Annotated in this window: 11 protein-coding genes; 1 reads left to right on the top strand and 10 read right to left on the bottom strand. The window is 45.7% G+C overall.

Going from position 1 to position 18,411, the window contains the following annotated elements:
- Positions 1–138: 138 nt before the first annotated feature.
- The 10 genes from PWYN_RS15840 to PWYN_RS15795 all read right to left on the bottom strand — a co-directional run bounded on the left by PWYN_RS15840 (position 139) and on the right by PWYN_RS15795 (position 14,972).
- The gene (locus PWYN_RS15840) at positions 139–873 is read right to left on the bottom strand and encodes a helix-turn-helix domain-containing protein (RefSeq protein ID WP_338049238.1); all 735 of its coding nucleotides are present in this window, start codon (positions 871–873) and stop codon (positions 139–141) included.
- A 261-nt stretch (positions 874–1,134) separates the two neighbouring features.
- Positions 1,135–2,424, bottom strand: coding sequence for an FRG domain-containing protein (locus PWYN_RS28185; protein WP_052088027.1), 1,290 nt, complete (start codon positions 2,422–2,424; stop codon positions 1,135–1,137).
- Positions 2,425–2,567: 143 nt separating this feature from the next.
- Positions 2,568–5,318: an alpha-mannosidase gene (locus PWYN_RS15830; RefSeq protein WP_036654034.1), complete on the bottom strand. Its 2,751-nt coding sequence runs from the start codon at positions 5,316–5,318 to the stop codon at positions 2,568–2,570.
- Positions 5,319–5,337: 19 nt separating this feature from the next.
- On the bottom strand, positions 5,338–6,333 hold the full coding sequence (locus PWYN_RS15825) for a glycoside hydrolase family 130 protein (RefSeq protein WP_036654031.1): 996 nt from the start codon (positions 6,331–6,333) through the stop codon (positions 5,338–5,340).
- A 69-nt stretch (positions 6,334–6,402) separates the two neighbouring features.
- Positions 6,403–7,722 (bottom strand): glycoside hydrolase family 125 protein, encoded by a 1,320-nt coding sequence (locus PWYN_RS15820; protein ID WP_036654030.1) that lies wholly within the window; start codon positions 7,720–7,722, stop codon positions 6,403–6,405.
- Between the two features lie 98 nt (positions 7,723–7,820).
- The gene (locus tag PWYN_RS15815; RefSeq protein ID WP_036654028.1) at positions 7,821–9,353 is read right to left on the bottom strand and encodes an ABC transporter substrate-binding protein; all 1,533 of its coding nucleotides are present in this window, start codon (positions 9,351–9,353) and stop codon (positions 7,821–7,823) included.
- A 66-nt stretch (positions 9,354–9,419) separates the two neighbouring features.
- A complete protein-coding gene (locus tag PWYN_RS15810; protein WP_052088026.1) occupies positions 9,420–10,370 on the bottom strand; it encodes a carbohydrate ABC transporter permease in 951 nt (316 codons plus the stop codon).
- Between the two features lie 23 nt (positions 10,371–10,393).
- Positions 10,394–11,299: an ABC transporter permease gene (locus tag PWYN_RS15805; protein ID WP_420805812.1), complete on the bottom strand. Its 906-nt coding sequence runs from the start codon at positions 11,297–11,299 to the stop codon at positions 10,394–10,396.
- 276 nt (positions 11,300–11,575) lie between these two features.
- Positions 11,576–13,141, bottom strand: a complete 1,566-nt coding sequence (locus PWYN_RS15800; protein ID WP_036654024.1) for a response regulator transcription factor — start codon at positions 13,139–13,141, stop codon at positions 11,576–11,578.
- A gap of 4 nt (positions 13,142–13,145) precedes the next feature.
- On the bottom strand, positions 13,146–14,972 hold the full coding sequence (locus PWYN_RS15795) for a cache domain-containing sensor histidine kinase (RefSeq protein WP_036654022.1): 1,827 nt from the start codon (positions 14,970–14,972) through the stop codon (positions 13,146–13,148).
- Between the two features lie 221 nt (positions 14,973–15,193).
- Between PWYN_RS15795 and PWYN_RS15790 the strand changes: the two genes are divergently transcribed.
- Positions 15,194–18,337 carry an alpha-mannosidase gene (locus PWYN_RS15790; protein ID WP_036654020.1) on the top strand — a complete coding sequence of 1,048 codons (3,144 nt, stop codon included), beginning with the start codon at positions 15,194–15,196 and terminating at the stop codon, positions 18,335–18,337.
- Positions 18,338–18,411: the final 74 nt, after the last annotated feature.

The raw sequence follows: 18,411 nt of genomic DNA, 5'->3' as shown, positions 1-18,411 counted from the left end.
TAGTTCTCATATTTTCGCTGTGTTTATATTTTTTGTAATCGTCTACAGACTATCTTATTAGTACCCCTACAGTCAATGAAACTTGTCGCTTATTGTCGTAATATGAGAAAAACACCAAAGGGAGTATTGGCTTCCTTTCTACAAGTATGAGGACCCAGCTAGATCAGAATGAAATTCTCTAACCCTCATCGCAATATGTTTCGGGCTTACCCAGGAAAACGACTTCATTTCGCGTATAAAATGAGATTGATCGTAATAGTTCAGTGCGTAGGCGACATCAGACAATCGTTCATACTGTCCTGAATGCATCAGCTTCAATGCTTCATTTACTCTCCTCACTCTTATGAATAAATTGGGTGTCATGCCTACAACTCGGACGAAGCGCTTCTGAAATTGTCGCTCAGAAATATGAAAAGCAGCAACCAGCTCCCTTACTGATATACAAGAGATATGATCGCGAATGTAAAGCTGTTCCTCCATTAAGTTCACCGACTGGAGCTGTTTCTCTAGATCCACCGCGCCAAACTGATCAGGAAAAAGGAGACCTTGTTTAAATTCAGACGTATCCCAGCCAAACAAGCTATACCATGCATGAGGCTTAAACACCACCTGAATCGTCGTATAGGGAATGTCTCTAAACCGCATGATACTTGGTTCTGATCCCTGTCCATGAAGAAAGAGAATTGGTATAGCAGCTGTTTTCCCGGAGCGGATTGCTATACTTTCTATGGCAGCGGTTTTATCAGTAGCATACTGAAAAACGATACCAGGGTAACCGCTCGGACATACCTTAACCTCCAGCGGTTTATTTCCTGTATGTGTAGCGATTCGCAAACATTCGATATCCCGACTTAAACCTTCAGGTGGGGGCATTACAGTAAAGTTTATTGTAGTCATTATTCTATATTACATTAGTCAATTACAATACAAAAACACGACCAACATTCACCAAATCAAAAAAACTACCTAAGGTAGCGTTGATTAGCCTACTTATAGTTATTCATAACTTATGAATATAAATAATCACGTAACACGTAAATCAAAATGCAAAAAAACGGCATTTCTGCCGTTTCTTTTAGCAATATCAATAGCCCTAGTGAAAACTCAATCTGCCAGTTACAGCTGTATATAGAGCTAATATTTATTTTTAATATAATCTGCGACATCATCTATTTCTGGAAATAACGATGCTTTATTGATAGAGAACGTATCCAACTGTTTCAAGATTTCTTTCTTTTTGGTTACTATATATATTTGAGTTTTGCCGGACTTCTCTTCATACCTCAGCTTGTTGATAGTAGTAGAATTGTTGTCAGATAATCCGCATAATATAAACGCGCCATCTTGCTTCAGGATTCGGCTATTGTTCTTAGTAGGCAGTACAACGAAACAATTCAACAGATCAGCCTTGTCAATTTCATCCCTGAAGGCGGGTTTTTCAAGTTTAACCTCATGGAGCAGTCGGTCAATCTTTTTGTTAAAATCTGCTTTGTTTAATTCAGGGTTGGAGGCGTGTTTATAGAATCCCTGCTGATCCTGATAGCTAAAAAGCGGCAGACTGGCTAGTATAGACACGGTATCACTTTGCGGGTACTTAATGCTGGTGCTGTTCTCTTCAAAAACAATGATTTCTCCAAAAGTATTGTCATCCCGTTCACAGGCAAAATACAACGCAACCAACGGATTATGGGTAATATCAAGCAATCGGGTCGGCAGACCGTAATGTTGCATTTGTACCAGACAATCTAAATGAGATTTGACCTTTTCAAAATTCTGGGGACACTGAATCAGCAATTCATTATACATATCTCGTTCATGCTCTCTCCAGTGCTTTCCCCTCATAATGGAAGGAACAAGTACATGATTAACATTCGTATGCCCGCGATAAAACAGTTCTTTTCCCGCAGATTTTATATGGCTGACAGCCTTATAAAAATCATCAACTGAGGATATCAATTGTAGATCAATTTCTGAACTCACATATATAATCCCCTGTGAAAATGTTAACCTGCCTTTGATATCAAAGGCTTTTTCTAATTTCATCGTTAATTCTTTGGCAGCATCCAGTCTGTCGTTGATATTACTATAAGATCGAAACATCCAATTAATTACCGCCTGTGCTTCTATATACTGCATATTTTCAGAAGATGATTTTAGCAGGTACTGCTGATGATAACTTGACCATGTGTTTCCGATGGCATTCTCTTTAGGGTACGGCCTAGTATATAAATCTGTAAATGGTGAGTCTATCATTTTTAATCCGCTATTTATATCATCTTTTTTGATCCGCCCGTAGATATATTCCCCAATATCGCAATATCCATCCAACATAAGCTTTTTTCCGAAAATCATCTGAAAAGCTCTTTGTACAAATGGATCCGTATACATTTCATCAAAGAAAGAGAAGAAAAAGAAGGTAATCATCCCCTTTTATCGCTGTAATTGTTCTACTATATCATAGAAAAAAATACAGGGACATCGATTGCTCAAGTAGAAAGTATTTTTGTAAGAATGGATATACGATCAGAATTGAAAAGAATTACCATCTGCCTAGGCATCTTTTTTTTTCACAACTTAATACCAAACGTAGCAATCTCGCATGGGCCAATCTGCAGATTGTGTATACTAACCTCCCGCTCAACAATAGAGGGCTTACTCTCTTCGAGAATGGTGGTTTTATACAGATGAACATGCGGAATGTGCAAATTCAGAGTAAGGGTAGACGCTTCAAGGCTCATGTTATACCAACGCAAAAGAAGGTCACCTGTTTCAGCATTCATTTTCATGGAGGAAAATGCCACATTCTGGCTCTCCCATTCCAGTGGTGCATAGCTTGTTGCAAGAGTTCCCTTATGGACACCCGTCTGGCATACGGTCCACGGAATCTGGAATTGATAAGCTTCTACGTAAGCACCAGAGGTGACTCCATCTCCATTATGGGGTATAAGCATTAAACGAAGGGTATGCTCCCCAAGACATTGGGCCTCCGCAGTTGGGAACCAGCCCCAATCGCCAAGTTCACCTACACTGCGCAGTAGTGTGACTGCTATGGTATTGCGTCCATCACGCAGCATCTCGTACTCATTCAGTCCAAGATTGGCAACGGTAAGACCTTGATAGTCATTGTTGACATCGACGAACGATTGCTGATGCTGCGTATTGCTTGGATTTAGCCACTCGGGTGATGGTTCATTATCTCTTTTGGCTATTTCGAACATCGAATCCACTTGATGTACAGCCGTTTGCACGTCGGTCGGGAACAATATCCGAACTCGGTGATCCTTAGCCTGATTGTCTATGGTCGAAGCAATTTGCAGCCCCTTGCCTTCGCGCTCCAACGTAATCACAGTACGGAGCTTAAGGATCACAGTATCTCGGCTCCGCTGAGCCTTGCGTTCCGGATAATAAACCAAAGCACGCTGCTCCGCATCTAATCTCTCATCAGCTGAAGCAGGAATTTCCCAATTATGTTTGATCTCTATAGCAGTACGGTAAGCTGTATCTTCCAGTATACGGATATCTGCAGCGTGACCTTTAGTGGTCAAGGCACTCTCACCTTCAGGCTGTTTATACATGTATTCATTACCGATGTCTCCGGTGTTTTCATAAACCCCAAGATCACGGTATGCAATCCCCCTCAGCTTATCCATCAGGGTAAAGGAACCGTCCTCCGCGATTTCTACCCGAAGGCTGTCATTCTCCATCACTCGGTTACCGGATAGCAGAGTAACTTGTTCAAGGATGGGCAGCGATGATTGTACCCAAGCATAACTGCGAAGTCCCAGCGCTGGAACTTGTACAGCTTCGAACGTCACTCTTACCCTGCGGCACATATAGGACTGCCTGAACTTATCATCTGGCAGATCATAGCCAAATTGCAGCCCCAGATCTTCCACGGTACAGGGCACAGCTTCTCCGTGTTGATCCACTAGCATACGTCCACTGAGATTAATCTCCTGCATTCTACGGGAGGTCTCTTCTAATGTAAAACCTTCACGGAGATATAGGCGAGCTGCATCCAAGTCAATACTTACTGTTCCTGTACGTCTCCAACCCGAAGTATTCATCACTACAAAAGGCAATGCATCGGCTCCATATTCCGCAAAAATAGATGTAGCTACAGCATCAGCGATATACTTCGCAGAATCTTCAACGATGCTTTCAGCAACGTGGCGGCTTTTATCAAATCGAGTGACCATCTCACGGTGCACTTCATCTACACTGCACCCGCAGATACTGTCATGCGGATGATTCTGCATTAAGGTCTTCCAAGCATAGGTGAATAGATGGTGAGGATAGGCTTTACCTGCAAGATTCGCGATGGAAGCTAGCGGCTCAGCTACCTTTTCCAGAATGGACTGTCCCATCTGGTTCATCTGTTTCAAATAAATGCGGGCTGAGGCCGTGTTCACAAGTGTACCCCATCCGTCCGTACGCTGACTGCGAAGTTCACCCATTACCGTAGATAGTCCGCGATTTACAGACGACTGCTGATTGTAAAGCTTCGTATCCAATGAACTTAAGTAATCAGGGAAGTTCGAATGAACGAAATCCACATTCGGGTATAAAGCCTGGGCTGTACGGATCGCCTCTGGCAAATCCAACTGCAAGGGCTGATGGTCACAGCCATTCATGAACAGCAACTCACCCGTTGAGGCATATTTCTCCGCATCTGTCAGCTTCTTATCCCAGAATTCTTTTGCAGCGCTTTCGTCTACTGGAATCTCATTGCCATTGGAATACCAGTTGGCAAATAGAATACCGAGTATCTTGGAGCCGTCAGGCCCTTCCCAAATCAGCTCTGAGAATGAAGATTCGTAGCCGCCGTCAGAGACAGTGTTATTAAAGCCTGTTGGCTTCACTCCCCGGCCGAAGAACGCATTAGTGATACCCGACTGAACCATAAGCTGCGGCGTCTGTCCAACTAGTCCGAAGGTGTCAGGAAAATAACCGATTTTGGACGGCTCACCATATTTTAAAGCATCCTGATGGCCGATCTGCATATTGCGCACATTGGCTTCTCCACTTGTAAGAAAGGCATCCTGCAAAATATACCAAGGACCTATTAGAATCCGCCCTTCACGGATATACTGCTCAATCTCCTCTTTTTTCTCGGGCCGAACCTGAAGATAATCCTCCAGAATGATCGTCTGTCCATCCAGATAAAAGCTCTTGAAGGCCGTATCGCTTTCCAATTTGTCCAGCAGTGCATCTACAAGCTGAACTAGACGGACATGATGCTTCTCGTATGGCAGATACCATTCCCGGTCCCAATGGGTGTGGGAAACGATATGCGCGGTGGTCTTTTTCTTAGTCATATTCCATCCCCCTCTTTTCTTAAACTTCTTCTAACGGATACAACTCCATGTAATTGAGGAGCTCATCCACTGTAGTAAAGGCCAGGCCTGTTACCGTATCGGCGCAGCCATAATAGATAGCAATCCGTCCTGTGGCTGAATCCGTCAATGCGGCACAAGGGAAAGTCACATTAGGGACATCTCCCACACATTCGTACAAGGTTTCAGGGCCGAGAATATAGTTGCGCGCGCGTGCCTTAACCTTCCATGGCTCATCAATATCGAGCAGGGCGCAGCCCATACGGTAAACAAAGCCGTTGCAGGTATTAATTACGCCATGATAAATCAGCAGCCAGCCCTTGTCCGTTTCGATTGGCGTAGGACCTGGTCCGATTTTCTTGGACTGCCAGGCAGAGGCATCTCCATTGATCGTACCCATCAAATAGCGGTGTTGTCCCCAGAAGGTGAGATCGGGACTCGCGCTGTAAAAAATATCGCCGAAAGGCGTATGTCCCGTATCGCTGGGACGGCTGAGCATGGCATAATAGTCGCCAATCTTTCTCGGAAATAGTACACCGTTGCGGTTATAAGGCAAAAAGGCATTTTCCAGTTGATGAAAGGTTTGAAAATCGAATGTATATGCAATGCCGATGGTAGGTCCATGATAGCCGTTGCACCAGGTGATATAATAGCGGTCATCCATCTTGCAGACCCGCGGATCATAACGGTATTCCCGCTTAATGACTTCCTCGTTCCCCTGAAACACGATCGGTTCATGATTGATCTTCCAGTTCACTCCATCCTTACTAAATCCCGCAAAGATATCCATGCTGACCGATTTGGAATCACAGCGGAATACGCCGGCGAACCCACCTTCAAAGGCAACGACCGCTGAGTTGAATACACTGTTCGAATTGGGAATGGCATCCCGGTTAATAATCGGGTTGGCGTTATACCGCCAGACCGGTGCATGGATGCCCGCAGGCTTCTCCTGCCAAGGGATATTTTCCAGGGTTTCTCCAATAATTTTGCTCATTTCCATTCTCCTTTTTCATAAAAACATTATATTTTAAGATCAAATTCGTCCGATTTTCCATTCATCTGATCACAGAATTCCATCCTTCATCGCCCGATAGACGAGCTGTGAGAATAAACTGTTCGACCAGGCAAACCAGCTGCGGGTAAAGATATTTGGATTATCCGCATGGAAACCCTCGTGCATATACCCCGTGCCGGCATCTGTATTCTCCAGCAGAGCAATTAGCTCCAGCTTCTCTTCCGGGGTCTGAGCCGTAATTCCCTGCATGGACAACGCCATGTGCCAGATGTAGTTCGCGGGTGTATGCGGACTGCCAATGCCTTTGGCAGCTTTCCCTTCATAATAGAACGGATTCTCCTTGCTGAGCGCAAAACGTCTTGTGTTCTGATAGATAGGGTCATCCGCTGTCGCATAGCCCAGATACGGGATGGAGATAAGTCCAGGTGTACCTGCATCATCCATCAAGCAGTGATTGCCGAATCCGTCCGTCTCGTAGGCATAGATAGGACCGAACTCAGGATGACGGTAAATACCGTAAAGCTTGATCCCGTGATTCACCTCAAATTCCAGTTCTTTAAGCTCGGTTAGAAAATCCAGATCACGGAATACCCACTCGGCGAATTCCTGCATCTGACGCAGGGCTACGACAGCGAACATATTGCCGGGGATATTATAGTGGAAATCGCAGGCATCATCGCTTGAGCGAAAGCCTGACCAGATCATGCCGGTATAGTTCACAGGCATGCCATAGCCGCTATTACGCAGCGAATCCTCGGGAATACCATTGTTCCGGCTGAAGCGGTAAGGAGATTGCTCGAAGTGGCGCTGCTCTCTTTTGAATAAATCAATGATTACACGCAGTGCAGATTTGAAGCCGGCATCAAAAAAGTCGGTTAGCCCCGTTTCCTTCCAATAGGTATAAGCTAATCGCACAACAAAGCACAGAGAATCAATCTCAAACTTCCGCTCCCACACCCAAGGCGACATTTCAGTTACATCTGTTGTGTTCCAGTGCCAATCATTGGCCGATTCGTTAAAAGCATTCGCATAAGGATCAGTATGGATATATTGGATGTGGCGTTTGATTAATCCTCCGATGATCCGCTGCAAATCAGGGTCGTTTTTAGCCAGTGGTACATACTGAATCACCTGCTCTACAGAATCACGGAGCCAGGAAGCTGGAATATCCCCCGTAATCACAAAGGTTGTTCCGTCAGGAAGTAGCTTTGTAGTCGTCTCAAGCGTGTTTGGAAAACAGTTCTTGAAAAGCTGCAGCAACTTCGGACGATGAGCCAACCTCTCCTCGGCTTCTATCAGAACTTCTTGTATGGCTTGTGGGAGTTCAAGCTTCGGTATAACTATTTTAGGTAATTTGAATTGTTCCAAGAGAGTATCACTCCTTTATTCATATTCGTCTAAAGAGAAACAGCGGCAGCCCAAAGCGGCTACCGCTACTCCTGCATAAACTTTATTTAGTTTCTTACTTATTGATTGGTAGCTTTCCACTCGTCGAATTGCTTCTGTGCTTCGGCAATGACTTTATCCAGACCAGCAGACTTCATTTTAGCTATTGCCTTCGGCAGATGTTCATCCGGATCAACCGCACCCGTCATAATTGGTGGGTAGAATTCCTTCACGATCGCCGAGATGGACGCCACTTCCGTCTTCACCGGACCCGGGTTGAAGTTAAAGCCAAAACTTGGAGCAACCTTAGCGGAATCGTTAAATTTCTTGAAAGCTTCCCATTTATCTGTCGGGTCATCCTTGTGACTATAGGTCAGGAAAAGATTGCCAAGTGCGAATCCTGGCATCTGATACCCGTCTTTCATAGCCGGAAGATCTTCAATAACATCCTCAGATATCTTCTTGTAATGCGTGCCTTCGATACCATAGTTGATCAGGTTGCGCAAATATTTGTCCGTGTTGAGCAGGTTCAAGAACATCATAGCGCGCTCCGGATTTTTGGAATTTGCTGAAATTGCGTGCATCGAACCGGTAGCAGAGCCTGTGAATATAACCGGATCCTGCATCGGTGAAGACACGATGTCGTAGCCCGCACTTCTGGACCAGCCCAATTCTGCATAAGGCTGCGTTTGCTCACGGTCAGCGAACCATTTACCTGTCTTGATGTTATCAATACCTTCCAGAGTTGCAACATCTTTGCGCAGATAGCCAGCTTGATAGTAATTGCGAATGGTTTTAAGCGAGCTTTTTAGTTCTTCTGATTCAAGGATATTGACGTATTTGCCATCTGATGAATTCATGTTGATGCCAACAGGGAACTCGTCGCCAAGAAGGAAGTCGAATGGCATATAAGGCTTAAAGCCTTTAGGTACAGCAAGTGGAGTAATATCAGCCGGTTCGCCTTCTTTGATTTGCTTCAGATAAGGTTCGAGATCCTCAAGCGTGCGGATTTTTGTAATATCCATTTTATACTTGTCAACATACTGCTTGTTGAAACGCCATACCCACTGCGAAGCTAATTCCTTATTCACCGGCACAGCGTAATTCTTGCCGTTTACCTGCGATCCTATTAGGAAGCGCGGGTCAAGCTCTTTTTTGATATCCTGGCCGTATTTTTCAAGCAAATCATTGATCGGTAAAAACGCTCCTCTATTTGCGTTTGGCAGGTAGTCAAAAGCCCAGGATGAAGTGAAAGCGATATCGTAATTCTCCCCGGAGGCAGTGATAACCGGTAACCGCTTAGAATAGTCACCCCAGTCGATCATCGTAATATCAACAGTTGCGTTGATTTTTTCCGTCAAATATTTATTCATTTCTTCCTGAACGGAGGGCAGGTCACGTTGCGGACCACCGATCAGGTATACCTTGAGCTTCACCGGGTCCAGCTTATCCCCTGTTTTGTCACCGGTTTCGTTTGGACTGGACGATTGGGTCCCGGATGGCTTATTTCCGTTACTGTTCTCCTTCGAGTTATTGTCGCCACAGCCAGCCATAATAGTAGCAAATGCAAGAAGCAACACAACCATCAGTAAAGCAATTTTCTTGATCTTCATATGTCTCCCCCTAAATAAATTAAATATCTATTGTTACTGCCCTTTATCGGACAGACACAACCCACTTTATTCTTTAACCGAACCAATCGTAAGTCCTTGAATAAAATACTTCTGAAAAAAAGGATACGCAAGCGCGATCGGCAGCGTGGCCAGCACAACCATTGCCATACGAACTGTCTCCGTCGGCAATGTTGCAGCAATATCGTAAGATACTACCTTGCTGCTATTTTGCACGATGAAATCCATATTGTTCTGAATCCGGATGAGCAGCGTTTGCAGCGGAATCAAATTCGGATTGTCAATATAAAGAAGTGCATTGAACCAGTCATTCCAAAAGCCGAGTGTACTGAAAAGCCCAATAGTAGCGATGCCCGGCAACGAGATTGGTAACACAATACGTGTGTAGATGCCAAATTCGGTAGCTCCGTCAATCTTGGCCGATTCGATGATGGCATCCGGCACAGTTGTCGTAAAGAAGGTGCGCATGACGATAATATAGAAAGCATTCAGAATTGAAGGTAATATGAGCGCCCATAACGTATCCCGTAAATGCAGCACTTGCGTTACGACGATATAACTTGGGACCAGACCGCCTGAGAACAGCATGGTGAAAAAGGCAAGAAAGCTAAAGAATCCGCGCTGATCAAAATTTTTACGTGAAATTGCATACGCATACGTAGAGACGAGATATAACGTTAGAACTGTTCCAATGACCGTTACGAGCAAGGTCACGCCCAAGGATTGGGCCATCTGCTCACCGGACCGCATTAGGAACCGATAGGCATCTAGGCTGAGCACTTTGGGCAGGATGCTGAAACCGTTGATAGCCAAGGATTTCTCGTCCGTAAAGGAAATTATAATGATAAATATAAACGGGAAGATACAGGACAGGGCAAACAAGCATATACCCACATTAAATATAAAATTCCATAATGGAGAAATCGCATTAATGTCCCTTGATTTCTTCCCGGGAGAATGAATCAATGTTCTTTCCATCGATTCGCTTAAGTTATTCATTGCTGGCACCCCCTTGCCGATTCCTAGAATACGGCATAATCCTTTTCAATTTTACGTACAGCGTAATTCGCGAGCAGCACGAGAATCAAACCCACAACGGATTGATAAAGGCCCGTAGCCGTACTCATACCCGTGTCGCCCATGATCGTCAAGCCCCTATACACGAATGTGTCGATGACGTTGGTGACCGGATACAGTGCACCGGAATCTCGCGGGACCTGGTAGAATAACCCGAAATCCGAGCGGAAGATGCCGCCGAGCGCCAGAACCGTCAAGATGATCATAAGCGGCTTGAGCATCGGTAATGTAATGTACTTGATCTGGTTCCACTTAGTAGCCCCGTCGATCATAGCAGCCTCATAATAAGAGCGGTCGATACCTGCGATGGCTGCAAGATAGACAACACTGCCATATCCGGCATTTTTCCAAAGACCCAGAAAGATAAGAAAATACGGCCAAAATTTCGTCTCACTATACCAGCTGACCGGATCTTCGCCAAAGAGGACGAGGATCTGATTAAACACGCCCTTCTCTACATTCAGGAATGAGAATACAAAATAGCTAATAATAACCCATGAGAGGAAATAGGGCATAAACATAGCGGTCTGGTAGAATTTCGCCAGACGTTTATTTAACAACTCATTCATAATGATGGCAAGCGTAACCGCGAGAATCAGTCCTAGAAAAATTAATCCGACATTATAAAGAATGGTGTTGCGCGTTATGATGTAAGCGTCATCGGTCGAGAACAGAAACTCAAAGTTTTTGAAACCGACCCATTCGCTTTTAAAAACGCTTTCAAAAAATCCTCCCGGATGAATCCGGAAATCCTTAAAGGCAATTATCGTCCCAAACATCGGTAAATAAGCAAAAATAATAAACCACGCTGCTCCCGGCAGTACCAGCAGAAGAAACGCCCTATTCTTCATTAAACTCTTAAAGATGCCCAACACGGCTGTCCCTCCCTTGAATACATGTAGCTGAGTCCATCCATTGTTCATCCCCTATAATCAACACTGGTAGACTTCAGCTCATTTGGTGCTTTGGATTTTCCCCTTTCACCCCTGTCTTTATTATGCAATCCGGATAGCCGCTGTGATAGTTGAAAAATACTATAACTTGATGGATTAATTAAAGATAGCGCATTCATTTCACTAAAAAACACACCTTAAAAAGGTGTGTTCTTAGAAACAATATGTCTCATCTTACTTTTTCATATACATCGCTCGAAGCTCTGTTGGGGAAACGCCAGCATATTTCTTGAACTGCCTATAAAAGTAAGATGTATCCCAATAGCCTACCTCCGCTCCCACCTCCGCCGTCTTTTTGTCCGAGTACAGCAGAAGATGGGTGGCACGTTCAATTCGGTATTGATTCACATAATCGGAAAAGCTGGTGCCTTCCTCCTGTTGAAACAATTGTCCTAGATAGTTGGGGTGAAGGTCCAGTTTCTGGCTGAGCGTCTTCAGTGAAAGCTCTTCTTTGTAGTGGTTCTTAACGAAATCCAGCATAACCATCACATGCGGACTATATTCTTTTTCGATCGCATGGTACGTATCATGTGTTTGATGGATCACCCTTTTCACCAGCTGTTTTAGCCCGCTTAGCGTATGGATTCTGGATAAGGGACCGAATACTCCTCCGTAATCCGGATTCTTTTCCAAATCCTTGGCTGCCAACATAAGCTGGATGGCGGAGTTGAAGAACGGCGTTCTGGCCAAGCAGCTATCCTCTGTTTGAACATTAAAGGAGACGTCGATAAAGTGGTCGATCTGAAGGCTCTCTCCGTCCCGAAGCAGCTTATGAAATTGATCCAACGCGAGTTCACGCTGCTGCTCATGGAACGTGCCCGACTCTGCATCGCTGTTTGTATTCACAATAAAAGTCTCCGAATCGACAAACAAATGGTTCTGGAGCCACAGTTTCACTTCGTTACAGCTTTGCGGAAACCCAAGATAGGTCTGCACGGGCCGCCCTATCACGCCCCATACACAAGCGCCTGTATCCGTGGCAATCCACTGCTTCATACTGCGAAGCGCATTATATTGCCATTCCTCTCCTCCCATGCCGGATGATGTGAACAGCACCATGATATCCCCTTCCTGATCAGGAAAGCAGAGGATCTCGCAGCCGTCCGGTATTTGGTTGCTCCCTATAATTTCACACTGCTCAGCAATTTTGGGTTCGTAGAACTCCAGATCATTCACATCGTGATCAAGATCAGATACAATCCGAAGCGCGGCAGCACAGTAACTGGACTTGGTCATGGGTATTTCCAGTAACTGCGCCCGCTCACGGAACTCCTTGGCATCGATTGTTTCGTTTGCCCACCGTTGCAAAACATTATTTCTCAATATTCTCCAACTCTGATCCATTTGAATTTGCCTGACTTCCTCACGCTCCCAATCAAGCTGCATATGCTTTATAGTCGCTTCCAATTCGTCGATATTGACCGGTTTAAGCAAATAGTTCTCGACACCAAGCGTGATGCCTTCCCGGACGTAATTGAATTCTTCGTAGCCGCTCAGAATAATGAACTTGGTAAAGGGATTACGTGCTTTAACCTCCCTAATCAGCTCAAGCCCCGTCATGTGGGGCATCATAATGTCCGTAATGACAAGATCGACGGGTGAACCATCCAGCTTTGCTAGTGCGTCCACACCATTGTGCGCTGTGTCTGCAATGTACATATTATTCGCGTTCCAATCGATGATGGACTTCATTCCTTCGACAATGAGTGGCTCATCATCCACCAGTAAAATACTCCTCATTCGGTTAGTCCTCCCTCGTGTACGGAATTTTCATGATTACCTCACAGCCTTTGCCCTGCTCACTTACCACACTTATTCCATACTCGCTGCCATAATTCAAACGGATGCGTTCATGAACATTCTTCAGGCCTAAAGAATCACTTGAAAGCGAATCGGACCCCACATCCGTTTGCAACGCCTTGCGAAGCTCAATCAATTTCTCTAGCTCAATCCCTTGGCCGTTATCCTTAACACGAATAATGATGTATCCCTCCTGTTCTGCAGCCGTTATGGAAATCCGGTTATCCTCCTCATCCGTCCGAAAGCCATGGACGATGTAATTTTCAATTATCGGCTGGATCAGCAGTTTAACGACGATGCTTCCGGCGATCGACATGTCGATGTTCGTCTCCACCTGCAGCTTGTTCTCGTACCTGTATTGGGTCAAGGCCAGATACATTCCACATAGCTCTATTTCTTCGGCCAAAGTGACATGCGTCTGCTTTTTTATCAAATTCCTGAACATTGTCGCGAGAATATAGATCATTTGACCGACGTCCCTAGCCCCTGAACTGATTGCTTTCATGCGTATGCTCTCGAGTGTATTGTAAAGGAAATGCGGATTGATTTGCGCTTGCAGTGCCACGAGTTGCGCGTTCTTCTGCTTGATCTCCGATACGTAGACGGTCTGGATATAAGACTCCAGCCGGTCACACATATAGTTAAAGCTTTGCGAGATTTGCTGGAGTTCGTCCTCACCCTCCATTTTGATTCGCTTGCTTAAATCGCCTTCCTGCCAGCGCCGCATATAGACGACGATCCTGTGGATTTTTTTGGAGTAGCGGCGAATAATAGTGAACGTCACAGTAATACTTATGATGATGCATACGTTCACGATCCCTATGAGACTATATCGTAACGTTCGCAGGCTTAGATCAATTTGAGATTCCGGAATGATGGCGGCTGCGACCATTCCTGTATTCCCGATATTCAGCAATTGTACTTTGGACTTTTCCTCCAGATCAACCCAATCTCCCTGATTTGACATCTGTTTCCAATACGGATAAATCGTATTCTCATAACGCCCCAGCGAGTCAAAAATCACTTGACCCTGCGAAGTTATCAGCATGATCCTGCTCATCGAATTGTTCAATTTATCCCGCATTAGCTCTTTGATGCGATCCGTATTGAGCTCGAATAAGATGGCGCCATATTTTTTCAGCGTCAAAGGGTCCTTGAGTACATTCGCATAGCTGTAAGGCGTAGATCCATCAGCAGCTTTTCCCACAAACAGAGGCTCATTGCCCATATACTGCCATGGCTCATTCAGGGAGTGTTCGAACCATTCCCGATGTGCAGGCGATAACTTGGGTTGATCGTAAAAATGCTGTGTTTCCCTGTTCAAAACATAATAAAAACGTTGTTCCGAGCTGTACAGTACGATGTTAGAGATAGATGCCTCGTCCTTTAGAAGCAGACGCAAATGATAGTCAAAACTGTTGCGCTCCGTCCGGTTGCTGTATGCGTATTGATTCAATCGCCAGTTGAGAAAATCCTCATATTCAAGAGTCAGAAAGTACTTCAGATCGTCTCTGATCATCGCATCCGTATAAATCTGCTGCACTGCATTATACATTCGTTCGTTCTGTTGATTTAAACTAATGCTGAGAATATCCAGCTCTTGAAGACTCGCATCCATCTGCTCCCGCACAACCCGCTGTTCATAGTAGCGATAGGCCAAAATTGAGATACTTATAAACAAAAGAACCATAACCATGGAGTAGAACAGGAGGATCTTGTTAAACATTTTTTTCTTGAGATGATTTTGATAAAAGGTTTTAATCTTGGACATTCGCGCATGACCTCCCCCTTCGGTGCAATTTTCAACTCAGTGTATCACCATTCGTTAAACTTACACAATGAATAGAACATATCGAACCTCTCATCAATTTACCAATTGTCAAAATGAAAAGAACCCGCTATAATGAGCGCATTCCCCTATTTATATCACCCACTTTGGATCTTCCCTATAAATCAATCACCCCCCAATAAAATGTACTGGGGGTCCACAAGATGTTTCTTATCGAAAACAAGCTACAGGCACGTATTCACGAATTATCCACACTTCGTTACCGGGATCGGCAGTCTCTGAGCGTATTTTCCGCCTGCGAAGATCGCCGTGAAGACATTAATCCGACTTTGCCAGGTGCCGACGCTAATTGGCAGCCTATGCATGTACACGAGTCCTGGACAGGCCGGGATCTCTATTTATGGCTGCGCACAGAAGCCGAAATCCCTCTAGAATGGGACAACAAGCGAATCGTCGGCTTGTTTGATTTCGGTGATACCGGGGGAGGCAACAATTCCGGTTTTGAATCCCTTTTCTATTGGGAAGGCAAACCCTTTCAAGGCGTTGATTCCAATCATAAGGAGGTATTCCTTCCGGCATCGGCGGCAGGCAGCCGTAGTGAGCTAGTCTTCCGTCTATGGTCCGGCCTCGAAGGCGGCGGGCAGCCCCGCAACCAGACCCATACCTTTAAGCAGGCAGAACTCTGCTGGCTGGATGAGAAAATAGACGATCTTGTATTTACCGGATCGGCAATTCTTGAAACCTTAAAAGTCCTAGACCAAAATGCACCGGAGCGGACGAAGCTGCTTCATGCACTACAGCAATCCTTGCGGCTGATCGACTGGGCGGATCCGCAATCAGAAGACTTCTTCGTCTCCGTCTACGAAGCCAGGGACGATCTTAGTGCTCGCCTGGAAACCATGGATAAACTATCTGATGTTACCGTCACCTGTATCGGCCATACCCACATTGACGTTGCCTGGCTTTGGCGGCTTAAGCATACACGCGAGAAATGCGCGCGTTCTTTCTCCACCGTGATGCGTTTGATGGAGATGTTCCCTGAGTACGTTTTCCTTCAGACGCAACCCCAGCTTTATGAATATGTGAAAGAAGACTATCCAGAGCTCTATGAATCCATCAAGGAACGCATAGCAGAAGGCCGCTGGGAAGCCGGCGGCGGCATGTGGCTTGAAGCGGACTGTAACCTGACCTCGGGCGAATCGCTAGTTCGTCAATTGTTGATCGGCACACGTTTCCTGAAGGAAGAGTTCGGGACGGAATGCCGGTATTTGTGGCTGCCGGATGTGTTCGGTTACAGTTGGTCCCTGCCGCAAATTTTGAAGAAATCCGGAATCCACACTTTTATGACCACCAAAATCAGTTGGAATCAATATAATCGGATGCCATTCGACACGTTCCAATGGCGCGGCATTGACGGCTCAGAGGTGCTGACCCATTTCATTACAACACCTGAGCCTTGGTCCGAGCCAGGTTCATGGTTCTACACTTATAACGGCAAGATCATCCCCAAGACGGTCAAAGGAATATGGGATGCCTACCGAGACAAAGAAATGAATCAGGATCTGCTTCTGTCGTACGGCTATGGTGACGGCGGTGGTGGCGTAAACCGCGAAATGCTCGAGATGCGGCGGCGGCTGGATTTGTTGCCCGGGCTTCCGAAGGTGACTACCGGACGCGCAGATGATTATTTTGAGAAGTTGCAGCAGACAGTGTCGAACACTGATTCGTACATCCATACTTGGGACGGCGAACTTTATCTCGAATATCACCGTGGGACTTATACCAGCCAAGCGTACAACAAACGGATGAACCGGAAGCTCGAACTGGCCTACCGCGAAGCAGAGTGGCTGAATGCGCTGCAAAGCATTTTGCAGGAAGACTGGAGTTTATATCAAGCTAAACCGCTGACGGCTGGATGGAAAATCATTCTGCGCAACCAGTTCCATGACATCATTCCAGGCTCCTCTATTCGCGAGGTGTACGAAGACAGTGCAGTTGAGTATGAGGAAGCAGAGCAGATAGGCAACCAAGTTGACACACAAGCACGGGCAGCAATCGCAGCAGAAGAATCGGCAGGTAGCTTTTCGATTTGGAATTCCTCACCCTGGACAATCACGGAGCTTGTCGCCATTCCAGCTTCTAGCGGGATGGCGCAGGGATGCTGGTTGAACGATTCAGGCGTACGCTTAAATGCACAGCTAGAAGCAGGGATTTGGTCCATTGAAGTAAGAGATATTCCTTCGCTCGGTTATACTACCATTCACTTCCAAGGTAATGAGGAATATATCAGCTCTGGGAAGTCTCCATTCAGCCACTCGGAGAGTGGGATCGAAACGCCGTATTATCAGCTGAAATGGAACGAAGCCGGGCAGTTAACCCGCATTTACGATAAAGAAGCACAGCGTGAAGTATTGGCCAAGGGTGCACGCGGCAATATATTACAGGTGTTTGAGGATAAGCCGCTGGCGCATGAAGCTTGGGATATTGACATCTTTTATCAGGAAAACATGCGTGAGATACACCATTGTTCAGCGATTGAAGTAGTTGAATTCGGATCGATTCGGGCCGTGATCCGGTTCAATTGGCAGTACCGCAATTCTACAATTTCGCAGAACCTGATTGTCTATTCCGCGAATCGGCGCATCGATTATGTGACCGAAGTGGACTGGCACGAGAAGCAGCAACTGCTGAAGGTTGCTTTCCCGGTTGGTATTCGAACTACAGAGGCAACCTATGACATTCAATTCGGCAACGTGAAACGGCCGACGCATTGGAATACGAGTTGGGATTGGGCGCGCTTCGAATCTGTCGGGCATCAATGGGCAGATCTGTCCGATAAGGGCTACGGCGTCAGTCTGTTGAACGACTCCAAATACGGCTATGACATTAAAAGCAATGTCCTGCGACTGACGCTGATCAAAAGCGCAACGCATCCTGATCCACATGCCGATCAAGGACTTCACCGCTTTACGTATGCCCTACTGCCGCATCAAGGCGATTGGCTGGCCGGGCAGACCGTTAAGCAAGCCTGGATGCTGAACGCCCCGATTCGCTATACGAAGGGGCGAGCAGACCAGACAAGCCGGTCCATGTTCGCCTTATCATCCGATACAGCCATGATCTCGGCCGTCAAAAAAGCGGAGGATTCAGACTGCGTTATTGTGCGTATTCACGATTACTCCGGCAGCGTCAATACACTGGAACTGACGAGTGGCCTGCAGATTCATGGATGGAGAGAAACAAATCTGATGGAGAAACCGCAAGGTGAGCTGATTAAAGACACCCCGATCTCCTTCGTCCTTGAGCCCTATGAGATCAAAACTTTTGAAATCGACCTGCGACTCTAATCTATAAAGAAGCAAATAAACCGAACTCCTTAATAAGGGGCTACGGTTTATTTGCTTTATTACTGAAGTAATAT

The sequence above is a fragment of the Paenibacillus wynnii genome (genome assembly GCF_000757885.1).
Lineage (GTDB): Bacteria > Bacillota > Bacilli > Paenibacillales > Paenibacillaceae > Paenibacillus_AQ > Paenibacillus_AQ wynnii.
The sequence above is the reverse complement of the archived record's forward strand: the minus strand, read 5'-3'. Positions and strand labels throughout refer to the sequence as shown.